The organism is Desulfovibrio sp. JC022 (assembly GCF_010470665.1).
In the GTDB taxonomy this organism is placed as follows: Bacteria; Desulfobacterota; Desulfovibrionia; order Desulfovibrionales; family Desulfovibrionaceae; genus Maridesulfovibrio.
In genome coordinates, this window is sequence record NZ_VOPZ01000005.1 from 26,312 (window position 1) to 43,601 (window position 17,290).

The window sequence follows — 17,290 nt, forward strand, 5'->3', positions numbered from 1 at the left end:
GCCTAGCATTCCTTGTCCACGCCTTTGGCGACCTTGGCTTTGGCTTTTTCCATGCCCTCAGCAAGGGAAACACCATCCAGAATTGATATGGCTGCGCCAAGATTCAGGGCCACCATATCGAGCATGGCCTGCGGGGCGGTGCCTTTCAGCACTTTCCGAATAGCCGCCAATGCGTCGGGACGATCTTTAACCGCCACATCTTCGGGTTTGGCTGTTGCAAATCCGTAAGCAGCGGGATCAATCTGTACTTCAGTCAGTTTGCCGCCTTCAACCAGAATGGCTTCGTTCACGCCGAACGGGGTAAGCTCGTCAAAATTACCCGCACCGTGAATAACATAAGCTTTTTCCACATTGGTCAGTACCAGCACTTCAGCCATAAGCCGCAGAATCTCCGGCCTGCCCACGCCCAGAATCTGGTGGGTGGGACGAGCGGGGTTCAGCAGGGGGCCCATGAGGTTAAACAGGGTCGGAATTCCCAATTCTTTACGGATCGGAGCAATTTTTCCAAAGGCCGAGTGGTAATTGGGGGCAAACATGAACACAAACTTGTCTCGCAGCAACACATCGCGGGCTTCATTCACTGTAGTGCCCAGCGAAACACCCAGATCTTCCAGCACGTCAGCACTCCCGCAAGAAGAAGAAACCGCCCTATTGCCATGTTTGGTAACCAGATAACCCATATCGGCCAGATAAATAGCTACAGCGGTTGAACAGTTAAAACTATTGGAGCCATCGCCGCCTGTGCCGCAAGTATCAATGCACGAACTATTAATGCCTTTAATCAACTTGGCTTCACGCAGGGCCGCGCGTACGCCCGCAGCAACTTCAACAGCGGTCTCACCTTTGGTTCGCAGTCCCATGAGCAGTGCTCCGGCCTGCGCGTTAGTCATGTCGCCGGAAAAAAGTTCTTCGAAAACCGCATCAGCCTGCTCAGTGGTCAAGTCCTGACCAGACGACAGAGCGGTCAGGGCTTCGCTTATAATCTGTGACATTTTTTTATCCTTCTATATATAATGATAGAGTTTAAATCTTTCCGTCCAGAAAGTTCTTTAAGAGCTTCGGTCCATCCGGGCTGAGGATTGATTCCGGGTGGAACTGCAATCCGGCCCAAGGACGATCTTTGTAACGCAAGCCCATGACTTCATCCTGATCAGTCCATGCGGTAAGTTCCAGCTTGTCCGGTGCTTCATCCACGTTGACTACAAGGGAATGATAACGGCAGACGTTGAACGGATTATCCAGTCCACTGAAAATCCCTTCATTTTTGTGATGAATATCGGAAGTTTTGCCGTGCATGATCCGCCCGGCTCTCACCACTGGTGCTCCGGCAAAATGGCCCAAGGTCTGATGACCGAGGCAAACGCCAAGTACGGGAATTTCCTTGGGCAGCCGGGATAGGAATTCAAGAGAAAGACCTGCGTTTTCCGGGGTACTGGGACCGGGGGAAAGACAGACCCGCTCCAGCTTACCGGACTCGGCCAGTTCGAGGATTTCCTCGCGATCATTGCGCAGCACCAGCGGGTCAGCACCAAGCTGCTGGAAAGCCTGCACCAGATTGAAGGTAAACGAATCAAAATTATCCACGAGTAAAAACATCACCGCCCTCCGACTGCAGAATTTCCTTGAGAACCCTTGCCTTGTTGTTACATTCCTTCCATTCCATTTCAGGATCGGAATCATAAACGATCCCGGCCCCGGCCTGCCAATGGCATTTGCCGTCACGAATCCACATGGAACGGATGGTGATTCCGGTATCAAGGTTCACGGTATCTTTATCCAGACCGATAAAACCGATGCAGCCGCCGTAAGGACCACGCGGAACTTCTTCGATCTCGGAAATGATTTCCATGGCCCGGATTTTCGGGGCCCCGGAAAGGGTTCCCGCCGGGAAGGTCGCCTGAAGCACGTCAATGGCATCGTGGTCATCACGCAAATCAGCTTCCACGTAGGAAGTGATATGCATAACGTGGCTGAAGTATTCAATCTGTTTGAACTTCTCCACCGAGACCGAACCGGGCTTGGCAATGCGTCCAAGATCGTTGCGACCAAGATCAACAAGCATGACGTGTTCGGCAATTTCCTTGGGATCAGCGAGCAACTCTTCAGCAAATTTACGATCCCCGGCAGCATCTTTGCCGCGCGGACGGGTTCCGGCGATGGGCCGAACTTCCAGCCTGCCCTTTTCGCAGCGGGCCATGACTTCTGGAGAGGAACCGAGCAGAATATCTTCACGGCTGAACTTCATGTAAAACATAAACGGAGAGGGGTTGGCCTGTCGCAGCCTGCGGTACAGATCAAAGGAGTTGCCGCTGAAGGGTGCGGAAAAGCGGGTGGAAAGCACCACCTGAATGCACTCTCCCTCAGCAATCAGATCCTTAACTTTATTGACCCCTTCCATATATTTTTCCTTACCCGGAACAGCCACCGGATCACCGACTTCGGTAGGTTCGCAGGTTGCACCGAAAACCGGAGGGGTAAACTCAAGATCAGCATCCTTATCAATAGAAAGAAAACAACAGCTGTGCTTGAGATGGTCAAAAAGAACGACCTTACCCGGCAAAGCCAGACGGACCTCGGCATCTTCAGCGGGAAGCCTGTCTTTCAGTTTCGGTTCCAGCATTCCGGCGATACCGTATCCTAATGTACCGTAAAGACCACGGGTAAAGGGAGGAAGGTCACCAAGCTCAGGCTGAACATTCAGATGCAGGGCTTTCATGACCGCACGCATTCCGTCCAGAAATTCCATGCCTGAATAGGAAGCCAGTCCGGCCAGCCTTGAATCCGCGCATTCCACTGAAAGCTTGCCGTTTACCGGGGCAAGCTTGAGCCTGAAATCCCAGGCGATAAGACTGTAGCGTCCCATCCGTCCGTCAACCTCGGCACTCTCTAATAGAATCCCCGGCGCATCGCCCACCAGCCCAAGGTACAGACTGATCGGGGTCTGCGTATCAGCTGGCAACCATTTGCCGTACTGTGTCAGTTCAATTTTCATATAAGAATCTCCGTTAGATTTTACGCTGAATGCCTCCGGCGGCTCTCCGAGGGCCAAAGAAACTTTTGGAAAAGTTTCTCTGGACTCTTCAAAACTTTTTAATAGGGCTTCGCCGCTTTGAAACGGCATGTATGCGAAGCATAACTAAAACGTTTTGGGATTCTTAAACCCTTTTGGAAAAGGGTTTAAGGCCCCCGGCAGGGTCGCCAAAGGCATTTAGCGTTTATTGTAACTACTCACACCAATTTTTAATATAAAAAAAGCCGCATTCTCTGGGAGAATGCGGCTGATCATCTTTTTCAGATGCACTTCTCCCTAGGTATTGTTGTCACGCCACCACCAAGAAGCACGGTCTGCAAGCAGATCCATGTCACCTGCTGCTGCCAGGGAAAGAAAAGAACGGAACAGACGGGTCGCTTCCTGACTGTACTGGTTGGCGTCAGTAATTGTCCCGAATAGATCGCTATCCTGAGTAACCATCTTGCGCGCGGATTCGAGTCTGCGCTTGAAAGACGGGGTTACGAATTTTTTGATATTGGGAATTTCCCGTGAACAGGCCAGAAATGCGATTGTGGAACTGAAATTCAAGGCCTGAATCATAGCCATGGCTTTGTCGTGTTCCTCAATGGAAGATTCGAATGCACCGAAGTTGAGACGCTCGAAAAAGTCCTTCACTGCCAGCATGGCAGGACGATCTTCTTCACGCTCGGCTACAAGGGCTACGGTGGGTTCGAAATCAGTGGGAATCACCGGGCCGAACAAAGGATGGGTCCCGACCACAGGACCGTCATAAGACCGTGTCATCTGCTGCACCGGGCGGCCTTTCACCGAACCTACATCGGAAAGAATAGCACCCTTTTTCATGTGCGGAATCACGACGGGCAGCACCTCGTCCATGACCGTCACCGGAATGCACAGAATCACCAGATCGGTATCGGGTAGACGGCGGGCCATCTTTTCCTCATCAAGAGGCGTGTCAAAACGGTAGACCATCATTCCCGCTCGTTCGGCAGTAAGCGCGAGGAAACCACCCATCTGTCCACGGGACCCGATGACGGCTACACTATGTATTTTTTCGAACTCGCACTCCATGACTAACAACCATTTCCTTTTTTAACTTTTTCCCATTCATCCCAGAAACCGGGGAAAGATTTTGCTACACATCCCGGTTCTGCGGGAATTGATTCAATGCCCGCCATGGCAAAAATCGCGGTACACATGGCAAGGCGGTGATCATCGTAGGTGGTGAAGACAATGCGTTCGCCCTTCTTGAGAGGTGCCGGGATAATGGTAATGGAATCATCGGTAATCTCGGCCTTTCCGCCCGCGCGCATGACTTCGGCAGCACTTGCTTCGAGACGGTCACATTCCTTGATCCGCAGATGGGCAACATTGGTAATGGTAGTCGGACTGTCAGCAAAAGCTGCAACCACAGCCACAGTAGGCACCAGATCAGGACATTTGCCCATGTCCACTTCTACGCCGTGCAGCTGTGAGGGGTAGACAGTCACGCTGTGATCATCGCTTTCAATCTTTGCGCCCATGGACTCAAGGATGTACATGATTGCTCGGTCACCTTGAAGTGAATTTACGTTCATTCCTTCAATCTTAACAGGATTGTTACCTACGGCCCCGGCTGCGAGAAAGTAAGAAGCGTTGGACCAGTCACCTTCCACCCGGTATTCATCACGCTCAAACCTAGAAGGTTCGACAACGAAACGGATCTCTCCGGGAACAACCTTCTCAACTTTTCTCCAATCAGTCTTTTTCCATTCGCCATTATCTTTAAGCTGAACCTCAAATTTAACCCGGAAATCTTCCATTACATTAAGAGTAAGTGCCACATAAGGCCATGAAACCGCTTTCTTACCGATCACATTAATGATGGTAGTTTCATCCGCCAGCGGTGCGCCGAGCAGCAGGCCGGAAAGGTACTGACTGGATTCCTCAAGTGAAATATCCATTTCCTTACCTTTAAAACCGCCCGCTTCAAGGGTTACAGGAGGGTAGCCCTGTTTATCGGAAAAAGTAATTTTTGTACCTTGAGATTCCAACGCACTTGTAAGTGCCCCGATAGGACGGTCATGCATGCGCGGGGTGCCCTGTACCCGAAAAAGTCCGTTACCCGCGCCAGCCAGAGCAGTGATCAAGCGGCAGGTGGTGCCGGAATCACGCATTTCCAGAACCGCAGGTTCCTTTGCTCCGCCCTTGGGGCCGCCTTCCATACCGGTGACGGTAGTAGCAGTACCGTCAATATTGAACTGCGCGCCCATGGTAGCCAGACAATCCATGGTGCGATTGATGTCATTACTCTCCAGAGGATCAAGTACAACAGTATTGCCTTCAGACAAAGCCCCGGCAATCAAAGCCCTGTGGGACAAAGATTTAGATGAAGGAGCTTTAATTACGATTACATTCTCAGAAGTCATTTTATATATCCTGACTATTTCTAGCCCGTTAAATTTATTTGTACTGCGAAGCGGCGAAGCCCTAATAAAAGGTTTTGGGAGAGTCCAGAGAACCCTTTTGCAAAAGGGTTCTTTGGCCCCCGGAAGGCCGCCGGAGGCTTCTTTAAAATTTACTACCGTCTTGCGATCCTGATGGGTAGCTGCCGAGAATTTTAAAAGTCAGGCAGCGGGCCTTGAGATCTTCAATTAACGATTCATGCTCTTCGGCACCGAGATCACCTTGCAGATCAACGAAAAACATATACTTCCACTTTTCGCCGAGGGCGGGACGCGATTCCAGCTTGGTCATGTTGATACTGTGCCCGGAAAGTTCATTAAGGACCTCAACCAATGCACCGGGCCGATCCGGGGTGGTGAAAAGCAGCGAGGTTTTGTCGCGCTTGTCTTCCTGTCCGGGCTTGGGGCCGATGATCAGGAACCGGGTCCAGTTATCGGGCAGATCCTCAATGGCTTCAGCTACCACATGCAGGCCGAAAAGATTGGCCAGCTTTAGATGACCGACTGCTGCAACCGGCTCGTCGCTTTCAGAAACCATCTTGGCAGCCTTGGCAGTGGATTCCACAGACACGAGCTCTGCACCGGGCATGTTGGCCCGAAGCCATCCGGTGCATTGCTCAAGTGCCTTGGAGTGTGAATAGACAGTTTTGATCTCGCTGATGTCGGCACCCTTGGTCATGATACCGTGGCTGATGCGATGATACAGCTCGGCCTGAATGAACACCGGGTAACGCATGAACAGATCAACATTCTGTCCGACCGTTCCCTTAAGCGAATTTTCAAGGGGGATGATGCCTAAGTCGGCTTCGCCCTTGGAAACGGCCACAAAAATATCTTCAAAATTGTTTTTAGGGAGCAGGTCGGCCTGACGTCCCATGTGCTGTAATCCGGCAAAATATGAAAATGTCCCTTCGGGGCCTAGATAGACCACACGCTCAGGCCTTTGCAGCCTGCGGGAAGAAGAAATAATTTCGCGATAAATTGCTTCAAGGTGCTCAGGCGGGAGAGTTCCGGGATTACGCTTGATCAGACCGCGCAGCACTTCCTGCTCGCGGAAGGGCTTAAAAATCTGATCAGATGATCCGGCCTTGATGGCTCCGACTGCAAGAGACGCAGCGGCACGCTTGTTGAGAAGCTCAAGAATTTCACTGTCGAGGGAATCGATTTCCACCCGCAGATCGCCAAGATTTGTTTTGCTGGACTGTGACATTTTTTTATTAATCCTCTGAGATTTCTTCTTTGATACGCATTCCGAAATGACGTCCGGCATCATCAATGCGACAAAGAACTTCGTCGCCTTCTTTAAGTGTTACCACACTTACAGGCTCACCGTCACCGTTTACAACTCTGATGGTCTCGGCATTCTGAAGAAAAACCTTGCCGGAAACCGGACCTTCGGGAGTTTCAACCTCGGCAGTGATAAGCAGCATGGGGCGGACTTCAAGCTTGCTGCGTCCGACCACAGCCACGGAAGTTTCGCCGCTTTTATCAACAACCAATACCTCGGAACCGGAACGAAGTTCTTCAAGATAAGTAGTTTTGTCACCGGGCATGAGCGCGTAGGCATGAACAGCCCCCGCATTCACCCTGAAAGGACGTGCGGCAACGTACGGGTTGGATTCGGTTTCAGCATGCACGAGAAAAGTGAAGGCGGAAGAATTTCCGGTCAGGATACCCTGCCCTTTCTTGAGCTTGGAAGTGGTATCGACGCAGACCCGATGAGCGAGTCCGGCGGATTCGATTTTGGTAACGGTTGCTTTCTGGAGTTCCATTTTACCCTGTGAGAGTTTCAGTTCAGCGACAATCTGCTTCAGGTCCGCAGCACCTTCAGGAGTAACCACAATGGCATCAGCGCCGCGCTCCATGACGCTGGCAGCGAGCCGCGCCCGGTCAAGAGATTCAGCCTCAAGAGCAAGGGAATCAATCTGGGCAAGCAGGTTTTCAACCGGGATAATTTCCCAGCCTGCGGAAAGGCAGACATCTTTGCCTTTTTTGTCAAGATCAACCGCAACAGCTTCATCAGCCTTTTCGTTGATAGCGACTTCGGGCATGTCTTCGGGAGTGATGACTGTAACGCGGCCCAGTCCCTCGATGGTTTCCTTGTGCTCCGGGCTGGTCAGGATAGCGTCCACACCGGATTCAAGAGCAAGGCTTACGAGATTCTTTTCGAACGGGATCGCTTTGAATATAATTTTTTTCATTTTTCCTTTTCCTAAATTTAAACCAGACACTGGCAACTATTCACCGATGTGGGCGAGAGCGTTATCAACAGTTTCGTCTTCGTGAACGACCATGTGCAAAGCTTCCATCAGCTTCACGCGATTTTCATGTTGGAAAACATTGCGGCCTACGGAAAGGCCTGCACCGCCGGCTTCAATGGAATCGGAAACCATCTGTAAGAAATCACGAGTGGAATCAAGCTTGGGACCGCCAGCGATTACAACCGGAATACAGCAGCCTTCAACCACAGTTTTGAAAGATTCGATATCCCCAGTGTAGGGAACTTTTACGATATCGGCACCCAGCTCTTCGCCTGCACGTGCGCAGTGGGCCACAACTTCGGGATCGAATTCGTCTTTGATCTGAGGACCGCGGGCGTAAACCATGGCCAGAACCGGAACGCCCCAGCTGGTAGCTGCGGAAGCAACTTCACCGAGATCGGAAAGCATCTGTGCTTCGGACTCATCGCCGAGGTTCACGTGTACGGAAACAGCGTCTGCGCCGAGACGAAGCGCGTCTTCAACAGTGCCGACCAGAGTTTTTTTATTAGGAAGAGGGGAAAGACAGGTGGATGCGGAAAGATGAACGATAAGGCCGACGTCGCCGCCTTCTTCACGGTGGGAGCAGCGCACTAAGCCTTTGTGCATAAGCACGGCATTGGCACCACCTTTGACCATATCGTTAACTGCCCGGCGCATGTTGCGCAATCCTTTGAGCGGGCCGACACTGATGCCGTGATCCATGGGAACAACGATTGTCCTGCCCGTATTGCGGTTAACCATCCGCTCCATTCTTACACTTTTACCAATCTGCATTTTAAATTCTCCTGAAGTTTGCCTCTAAGTTCTCCAAGATCCGCTTCCCTTTCTGGCGACCCATGTAACAAAAAAAGGGCCGCCGGCGATTCTTCGCCTGCGGCCCTTCTGTAGAGGTCGTTTGCTATGCTACTTTTTTACTTTCCGTACAAGCAAACCTCCACCCGACCACAAGCGTGGGTGCACCAAAAATAAAAAAAGTAGAAAAAATATGAGAGGCCGGTGCCTAGGGTGTTGAAAGTCTGCATGGCTGTAACCTAACCGGGTCCTGAAAAAATTGTCAACAACTTTCTTTATTTTTTCACTATCATTAATATTATGAACGTCATTTGTAATTTTCCCTTAAGCCACACATGGTCACAAAATACAAAGTTTACCTTTTTGTCATTTACCCACCACTAAAATAGAACAAAAACGTTCAAAAACACATTTTTGTAATCAACATTTCTGGATCAACCCAATATTAAATCAATTATTTCAACACCTTAAAACGTTGGCACAGTCTATGCTTTAAGAAAAACATCCTTGAAGCAATCAACATCCCTAAGGAGGACTGTATGACTATTAAACGTTCAATGGTAGGCCGCAAAATTCCGGCCCTCGCGACTCTCATGCTCCTAGCGGCACCTTCCGCAGCTTTCGCTGCCGAGGAAGCCATGTCTCAGGCTCACGGTAATATTCTCTGGACCCTTCTCGCTGCTATCCTCGTATTTTTCATGCAGGCAGGCTTCGCATGCGTTGAAGCAGGATTCACCCGCGCCAAAAGTGCAGGCAACATCCTGATGAAAAACTTTCTCGACTTTTCCGCCGGATCAATCATCTTTTTCCTGTTCGGATTCGGCCTCATGTTCGGCCTTGATGCAGGCGGTTTTACCGGAACCTCCGCTTTCGGACTTTCCGGCACCGGACTCACTGACGGCGACTCACAGTGGACCCTTACTTTCTGGTTTTTCCAGTCTGTATTCGCGGCCACCGCTGCCACTATCGTCTCCGGCGGTATTGCTGAGCGTACTAAATTCAGCAGCTATATCCTCGTAACCGCCATTGTGACCGGACTCATTTATCCTATCTCCGGTCACTGGGCCTGGGGCTCTCTCTGGCTCGGCGATTCCGGGGCTGGCTGGCTTGAAGGGCTCGGTTTCATGGACTTCGCAGGATCTACCGTAGTCCATTCTGTAGGCGGCTGGATAGCTCTGGCAGGAGCCATGGTTCTCGGTCCCCGTATCGGTAAATACACTGCGGACGGTAAAGCAAAAGCTATCCCCGGTCATAACATTCCGCTGGCATCCCTTGGTGTGTTCATCCTCTGGTTCGGCTGGTTCGGCTTCAACCCCGGCTCCACCACCACTGCTGACGGCTCCATCGGCCTCATCGCGGTAACCACAAGCCTTTCCGCCTGTGCGGGAACCCTCGGTGCAATGTTCACCTCATGGTTCAGATTCGGCAAACCTGACATCTCCATGACCTGTAACGGCGCGCTGGCAGGACTGGTCGGCATCACCGCTCCCTGTGCAACCGTAACCCCGGCAGCTGCTATCATCATCGGTCTTATCGCAGGGGTGCTGGTAGTATTGTCCATCGAGTTTATTGATAAAATCCTCAAAATCGACGATCCGGTCGGTGCAGTGTCCGTACATGGTGTCTGCGGTGCATGGGGAACACTGGCCTGCGGCCTGTTCACCTCCCCCACGCTTAATGACGGTGCAGGCGGACTCTTCTACGGTGGCGGATTCGCGCTGGTTACCCCGCAGCTCATCGGCATCGCAGCCTGCTTTGTCTGGGCCTTCGGCGCAGGCTACCTTGCCTTCACCATCGCCAAAGCAACCATGGGCATCAGGGTTTCAGCTGAAGAAGAAATGAAAGGCCTCGACATCAGCGAGCACGGCATGGAGTCCTACAACGGTTTCCAGATCTTCTCCAACGAATAACCGAACCATCACAAAGAGAGGAATAATATAATGAAACTCATCATCACATATATCAGGCCTGAATGCCTTACCCCGGTAAAGCAGGCCCTCTACGCCAAAGGCATCTACACCATGTCGGTAACCAACATCCTCGGCTCCGGCAGAGGAGCGGGATTCACCGAAACATACCGCGGGGTAGTAATGGAAGTTAACCTGCTCAAAAAAGTCCGTATCGAAATCGGACTGGACGAAGAAAAAGTCGAAGGTGCACTTGAAGCCATCAAAACAGGTGCCCAGACAGGTAAAGAAGGTGACGGCGTCATCTTTGTACAGGACCTCGGCAGAACCATCAGGATCAGAACCGGCGAAGAATCACTTTAACCACATAAAATATTAACCATATAACTCTTTAAGCAAATATCACTCTAACCCCAATTAGTGTACAGCAGGCCGGGTTTATCATCGGCAGACAACCCCGGCCACCCCGGTCCGATGACCACCTCCATCGGGCCCCACCGCCCGGAAGGGACTTCCCACCCTTCCGGGCGTTTTTGGGAAGAATGCCTCCGGCGGCTGGGGAAGGGAAACTTTTGCAAAAGTTTCCCTTCCCCAGACCCCATCCCTTCAAAACCTTTTAATAGGCTTCGCCGCTTCGCATTCACAAGCAACCTGTTAAATTTTTAAAGTGCGACTGCTCAAATGAACACAATTCCAGACTTCTCCATTAACGAAATCATTGAAAACGATTGCCTGACCACAGTTTTGCAGCCGCTGATTTCCATGAATCGCAAGGGACTGCTGGGTTTTGAAGCCCTAACCCGCGCAATCAATCCCCGCACCGGGGAGAATATTCCCCCGTTCACCCTGTTCAGCCTGTGTACGGACATTGAAACCCTGACCGAACTGGACCGGGCCTGCCGCAGAAAAGCCTTTGAAACTTTCGCTCCTATTTCAAAAACCGACCGGACCCTGCTCCTGTCTGTAAACATCGATGCAGCCATAATCAATGAAGAAACTTTCAATTACGGCCTGACCGGAAAGATGGTTGAAGAATGCTCCATCCCGGCCGGAAATATCATCTTAGAAATCATTGAATCCAAGGCAGGATGCGATGCCGCCCTGACTTCATTTGTAGATAAATCCCGCGAACACGGCTTTCTCATCGCCCTTGATGATGTGGGGACAGGCCACTCCAACCTTGACCGTATCCCGGCCCTTAAGCCGGACATAATAAAAATAGACCGCTCCCTCATCACAAATATCAATAAAAAATTTCATAATATGGAAGTGACCCGCTCCCTGATCAACCTTGCCGAAAGGACCGGAAGCCTTCCGCTGGCTGAAGGAATTGAAACAGTGGAGGAAGCCCTGACCTTGATGAGTCTCGGTATTGATGTTTTTCAGGGGTTCTTCTTCAGCAGGCCCATACCCGCAGCCATGGCCATCAACCCGGACATGACTCCACTAAAATTTCTGGCCTCACGTTTCAAAACCCATGTTCTGGAAAAATTAAACCGCCAGAAAATAATGGAAAACAGCTACAAAAAAATGGCCGGAAAATTACGTGAAACCCTAATGGGCACCACCCCCGAAGTTGCAGACGCCGCTCTTTCGGCCTTCATCACTGAAAACTCCAATATCGAATGCGCCTATATTTTGGATACCAACGGCATACAGGTTTCGGAAACAATCTGTAATCCTTATAAATTAAAAGAAAACAGGCGACTTATTTATCAGCCGGCCCCCGCAGGAGCGGACCATTCCCTTAAAGAATATTATCTGACCATAAAGACAGGCAACCTATGGCACACTACTGAGCCGTACATCTCTCTTGCTTCAGGTAATAATTGCGTCACTGTTTCCACAAAAATGCATAACACTCCCAAATCCCCCATTCTCTGCATCGACATCAGCACCTGATTCTGCTTCTTGTGCGGCTGTAACTATAATGTTTGTTGCAACCGTGCGGGGATTGGAATATCTTTCCCGCCTCAATAATTTATTTTGGAATGGGAAAAATGAACAAAGACACTCACGACGGACTCTTTTACGCCGCCGCAGCATTCATTATGTGGGGCTTGCTTCCTGTTTACTGGAAAACGCTTGAAGAAGTCCCGGCCCTTGAACTGCTCTGCAATAGAATTGTCTGGTCACTTTTTTTTGTAGGAATTCTCCTGTCTTGCAAGAAACGCTGGGCAGAAGTAAAAAAAGCCCTTGCAGACAAAAAAGGTAAAATCCTGCTGAGCATAAGCAGCTGCCTTATCGGGACCAACTGGTTCATATACATCTGGGCTGTCAACCACGGACACGTGATAGATACCAGCATGGGCTACTACATGACTCCGCTGATGAACGGCCTGCTCGGCTTTATTGTCATGAAGGAAAAGCTGAACAGGCTTCAGGTTATCGCCATTCTGCTCGCTGCCTGCGGTGTCATCTATTCTATAATTGATTACGGGCACATTCCTTATATAGCATTAACCCTTGCTGTATCATTCGCCTTTTACGGGCTGGTGCGCAAAGTGATGAAAGTCGAATCCCTGCCGGGTCTTTTTGTGGAAACAGCAGTGCTTGCTCCTGTATCTGCGGCTTATCTGGTGTGGCTGGCTTTTTCAGGGGAAATAAGTATATATAAGATAAGCTTAATGGATAATATTCTGCTGGTAGGAGCAGGTGCAGCCACATCCCTGCCGCTCATCTTTTTTGCCCATGGGGCACGCAGGTTGCGGCTGGTTACACTGGGAATGATGCAGTACATTGCCCCTACACTGGCCCTTATGCTTGGCGTATTTGTATACAATGAGCCTTTCAACTCCGCAAGAATGGTCACTTTTGTCTTTATCTGGAGCGGTATCGCAGTATATGTTGCAGACGGTATAAATAAAAATTTAAAAGCAAGATCCCAGCTAAATAACTGATTTTAAATGTACGGCCGGAGCATAAATTGATTCTAGCAGCTAAAAAAGACAACTTTTTCAAAAGATGGATTCCGCTCAGGCTGGTTATCCCTCTGATCTTAATCCTGACCACAGCCAGCTACCTGTGCATGAAGCTGGACACCATGTCCATCCGCGATCAGGAAAGAATATTCAATGAACAACAGGCCTTACAAACAAAACTGGTAGCCACTGCTCTGGAAGACAAACTAGGCAATATTGTTGAATCTTCTACCACCCTTGCTCAATACTCACTGGTGGACTTTATCAACAACAAAAGATCACCGGAATCCATAAAAAAACTTTTTAAAATAAAGCAAAATGATCTGGCTGCCCTAACCCTGATCAGCTTTCACTCTTCACCGAAAATTGAACCCGTAACATCTGAAATCAATTCCCCGAAACTGATACAGGCCCACCGGGTTGCGCAGGAGTGGACAGAAAAATACTTTTCTGCTGTTTCAGGAATGCGTTCAGGATTCATCACCCCTAAACCTGTTATTAATGAGAACAAGCGGCTAGCCGGGCTGCTCATGCCTGTATGGGCTCAGCAACAGTTTGCAGGAATTCTAACAATTGTCATTGATCTGGACCAACTTACTGACAAATACATAACCCCGCTGCAAATAGGTAAATTCGGCTCCGGATACATTATCGACGGTTCCGGAACAGTTATCTACGACCAAGAAACTGAAATACTGGGGCAGAACGTCTTTTCTCTTCACAAGGGCTATCAAAGCCTCATCAAAATAGATTCCCGCATGCTTCACGAACCATATGGCAGCGGGGAATACTCTTTCACCGTAAAAAGAAACCAACACGTTGAGCGGAAACTTGTTGCATGGCACAGTGTACGTTTCGGAGAAATGAAACTTGTTGTCGCAATTTCCGCCCCCGAAACCGACGCAACCAATTCGATGTCCTCTATAAGAGCAGTGCGGTCGGCAATGCTTGTCTTTTTATTCTTACTCTTCTTCGCCATCATATTTTTCTTTTACTACCACAGGTCGCAGCAACTGCTCCTCCGCCAGAACAGGGAACTCAAAAGCAAAGACAACGTTTTTGAAGCCATTGCCGGAAATGCACCGGGCATCATTTACAAATGCAACATAAGCCAACCCTATGAAATGCATTATATCAGTGCCAAGGTACGCAAGGTAACCGGATATGACCCTGAAGACTTTCTCAAGGGCGGCAAAAGCATGTACTACGACCTTGTACATCCTGACGACCGCACAGGACTGAAAAATGATATAAATAAAGCCATCAGCCTTAACAAACCATTTGAACATGAATATCGCATAATTTGCAGCGACGGCAGCGAACGCTGGGTTTATGAAAAAGGGACCAGACTTCCTGATGAAGGGAGTATGGTCGGCTTCATCCTTGATATTACAGACCGCAAAAACGAAGAAAAAGCCCTGAAACAGGCTGAAGAAAATTACAGCGCACTGGTAACCACTGCTCCGCTGGGAATTTTTCAGACAACACCGCAAGGAGAATTCATAAGTGCCAACAGCCAGATGGCTGCATATTACGGCTACAACTCTTCAGAATCATTTCTAAGTGAAACAACTGATATTGCAAGGGACTGCTATGTCCTGCCCGAGGAACGGGAACGGCTTTTAACCATTCTTAAAAAATTCGGACACACCAATAATTTTGAAGCCAGACACAAACACAAAGACGGAACCACCTTCTGGGCCAGCGAAACCATAATGGCCATCAAGGATGAAGCTGGAAACATCCTGCGCATGGATGGTTTTCTCATGGATATATCCAACCGGAAGGAGCACGAGGAGACTATGCGGCGTCTGGCCATGTTTGACAACCTGACCGGACTTCCCAACCGGGTCCTTTTTGACGACCGCCTAAAGCAGGCCCTTTCGCAAGCCAAACGCAACCACATGAAAGTGGCTATCCTCTATGCCGACCTTGACAACTTCAAACAGGTTAATGATGAGCTTGGGCACATGGCCGGGGATACTGTACTCAAAGAAGTATCCGGAAGATTCAGTGACTGCCTGCGCGCCAGCGACACCCTTTCACGCATCGGTGGAGACGAATTCATCTTTATCCTACAGGATGTGGGAACCAGCAATGAAATCGAAGTTGTTGCCCAGCGCATAATAGATTCCATGCGCGCACCCTTCTATATAGGCGAAAAAGTGTACAGGATCGGGGTCAGCATCGGAATCGCCACTTTCCCGGACAAAAGCGAAGACAAAGAAAAGCTTATCCGCATTGCAGATGAAGCCATGTACAAAGCCAAGAGTATGGGCAAAAACGGATATTCATTTTAAACTTACTCCAGTTTTCACAAAAACGGCACATTTCCATACAAGCAGTGTGTAAATAAAGATTTCAAATAGTTGTATTGACCCCATATACCGATATGGTAAAACTGAATTAACGGGAGGATACAGTGCCTTTTTTTATTTCCCGGCACTTTATCCACCCCGAAAGACACTCACAATACAATTCTTTGGAGAAAGAAATGAAATTTCGTAATGAGCACGACTGCATAGGCCCGAAGGAAGTTCCCGACGACGCCCTTTACGGGGCACAGACAATGAGGGCTTCCGAAAACTTTCGCATTACCGGAATCCCCATCTCCCACTATCCGCACATAATTTATTCACTGGCTCAGATCAAAAAAGCAGCAGCCATGACCAACTTAGAACTGGGCAAACTTGAAGAGGACAAGGCCAAGGCAATTGTTTTTGCCTGCGATGAACTCCTCGCCGACAAACACCATGAACAGTTCGTGGTGGATATCATTCAAGGCGGGGCCGGGACATCCACCAACATGAACGCCAACGAAGTCATCGCCAATATCGGTCTTGAAAAACTTGGTTTCAAACTCGGCGAATACGACAACCTGCATCCCAATATCCACGTCAACATGGCCCAGTCCACCAATGACGTATACCCCACCTGTCTGCGGCTTACCCTCATCGCCAAGATGGACCAGCTCATTGAATCCATGGAATATCTTCAAGAGAGCTTTGCAGCCAAAGGCAAGGAATTTTCCCGTGTCCTGAAAATGGGCCGCACCCAGCTTCAGGACGCAGTACCCATGACTCTTGGGCAGGAATTCACCTCCTACGCGGTTATGGTCGGCGAAGATATCGAGCGTGTACGCGAGGCAAAGACCCTGATCTGCGAGATCAATATGGGTGGCACCGCCATCGGCACAGGACTTAACGCACCGCCTAAATACGCCCAGATGGTCACCGAAAAACTTAAGGAAATTACCGGATTCGATCTTGAACTGGCTCCGGACCTTGTTGAAGCCACTCAGGACACCGGAGCCTATGTGCAGCTTTCCGGTGTACTCAAACGCGTAGCTGTAAAAATTTCCAAAATCTGCAACGACCTGCGTTTGCTTTCGTCAGGACCGCGCTGCGGACTCAATGAAATCAACCTGCCGCGCATGGCGCCGGGCTCTTCCATCATGCCCGGCAAGGTCAATCCCATCATCCCGGAAGTGGTCAACCAGATAGCATTCACCGTAATCGGCAGTGACGTTACCGTGAGCATGGCCGCAGAAGCCGGACAGCTGGAGCTGAATGTGATGGAACCGGTTATCGCCGCCAGCCTGCTCAATTCCCTGACCATCATGCGCCGGGGTTTCCGCACTCTGGCTGACCGCTGCATCTCCGGCATCACAGCCAATGAAGATGTCTGCCGGGGCTATGTGGAAAACAGCATCGGACTGGTCACTGCACTTAACCCTTACATCGGCTACGAGAATTCAACCGAAGTTGCCAACGAGGCACTCAAATCGGGACGCTCGGTCTATGACATCGTCATTGAAAAAGGCTACATGTCCAAAGAAGATCTTGATAAAGCCCTCTCGCCCGAAGCCATGGTTCACACCCATCCGCTGAACCTTATTGAGACTGCTGAGTAAAACAATTCCAAAGCCCGCACAGCTTCTGCTCTGCGGGCT

14 protein-coding genes are annotated in these 17,290 nt (G+C 49.9%); 6 read left to right on the forward strand and 8 right to left on the reverse strand.

Features of this window, described 5'->3' with window-relative positions; translation table 11 throughout:
* Positions 1-2: 2 nt before the first annotated feature.
* From trpD to FMS18_RS09000, 8 genes are all read right to left on the reverse strand, one after another.
* The gene (gene trpD / locus FMS18_RS08965; RefSeq protein WP_163293651.1) at positions 3-992 is read right to left on the reverse strand and encodes an anthranilate phosphoribosyltransferase; all 990 of its coding nucleotides are present in this window, start codon (positions 990-992) and stop codon (positions 3-5) included.
* A gap of 31 nt (positions 993-1,023) precedes the next feature.
* The gene (locus tag FMS18_RS08970; RefSeq protein WP_163293653.1) at positions 1,024-1,596 is read right to left on the reverse strand and encodes an aminodeoxychorismate/anthranilate synthase component II; all 573 of its coding nucleotides are present in this window, start codon (positions 1,594-1,596) and stop codon (positions 1,024-1,026) included.
* A complete protein-coding gene (locus FMS18_RS08975) occupies positions 1,577-2,992 on the reverse strand; it encodes an anthranilate synthase component I family protein (protein ID WP_163293655.1) in 1,416 nt (471 codons plus the stop codon). Before FMS18_RS08975 ends, FMS18_RS08970 begins: the two co-directional genes overlap by 20 nt.
* Before the next feature lie 315 nt (positions 2,993-3,307).
* Positions 3,308-4,084 carry a prephenate dehydrogenase/arogenate dehydrogenase family protein gene (locus FMS18_RS08980; RefSeq protein WP_163293657.1) on the reverse strand — a complete coding sequence of 259 codons (777 nt, stop codon included), beginning with the start codon at positions 4,082-4,084 and terminating at the stop codon, positions 3,308-3,310.
* A gap of 2 nt (positions 4,085-4,086) precedes the next feature.
* Positions 4,087-5,421 carry a 3-phosphoshikimate 1-carboxyvinyltransferase gene (gene aroA / locus FMS18_RS08985; RefSeq protein WP_163293659.1) on the reverse strand — a complete coding sequence of 445 codons (1,335 nt, stop codon included), beginning with the start codon at positions 5,419-5,421 and terminating at the stop codon, positions 4,087-4,089.
* Positions 5,422-5,563: 142 nt separating this feature from the next.
* Positions 5,564-6,667, reverse strand: coding sequence for a prephenate dehydratase (gene pheA, locus FMS18_RS08990; protein ID WP_163293661.1), 1,104 nt, complete (start codon positions 6,665-6,667; stop codon positions 5,564-5,566).
* Positions 6,668-6,674: 7 nt separating this feature from the next.
* Positions 6,675-7,658: a 3-dehydroquinate synthase II family protein gene (locus tag FMS18_RS08995; protein WP_136675238.1), complete on the reverse strand. Its 984-nt coding sequence runs from the start codon at positions 7,656-7,658 to the stop codon at positions 6,675-6,677.
* Positions 7,659-7,694: 36 nt separating this feature from the next.
* Positions 7,695-8,492, reverse strand: coding sequence for a 2-amino-3,7-dideoxy-D-threo-hept-6-ulosonate synthase (locus tag FMS18_RS09000; protein ID WP_163293663.1), 798 nt, complete (start codon positions 8,490-8,492; stop codon positions 7,695-7,697).
* A 557-nt stretch (positions 8,493-9,049) separates the two neighbouring features.
* Between FMS18_RS09000 and FMS18_RS09005 the strand changes: the two genes are divergently transcribed.
* The 6 genes from FMS18_RS09005 (at position 9,050) to aspA (ending at position 17,251) form a co-directional block, all read left to right on the forward strand.
* Entirely contained in the window at positions 9,050-10,420 is a 1,371-nt protein-coding gene (locus FMS18_RS09005) for an ammonium transporter (RefSeq protein WP_163293665.1), read from the forward strand.
* A 30-nt stretch (positions 10,421-10,450) separates the two neighbouring features.
* A complete protein-coding gene (locus FMS18_RS09010; protein WP_163293667.1) occupies positions 10,451-10,780 on the forward strand; it encodes a P-II family nitrogen regulator in 330 nt (109 codons plus the stop codon).
* A 318-nt stretch (positions 10,781-11,098) separates the two neighbouring features.
* A complete protein-coding gene (locus tag FMS18_RS09015; protein WP_163293669.1) occupies positions 11,099-12,319 on the forward strand; it encodes an EAL domain-containing protein in 1,221 nt (406 codons plus the stop codon).
* Positions 12,320-12,417: 98 nt separating this feature from the next.
* Positions 12,418-13,317: an EamA family transporter RarD gene (rarD, locus tag FMS18_RS09020; protein WP_163293671.1), complete on the forward strand. Its 900-nt coding sequence runs from the start codon at positions 12,418-12,420 to the stop codon at positions 13,315-13,317.
* A gap of 26 nt (positions 13,318-13,343) precedes the next feature.
* Entirely contained in the window at positions 13,344-15,638 is a 2,295-nt protein-coding gene (locus tag FMS18_RS09025; protein ID WP_163293673.1) for a diguanylate cyclase, read from the forward strand.
* A gap of 194 nt (positions 15,639-15,832) precedes the next feature.
* Entirely contained in the window at positions 15,833-17,251 is a 1,419-nt protein-coding gene (gene aspA / locus FMS18_RS09030; RefSeq protein ID WP_163293675.1) for an aspartate ammonia-lyase, read from the forward strand.
* Positions 17,252-17,290: the final 39 nt, after the last annotated feature.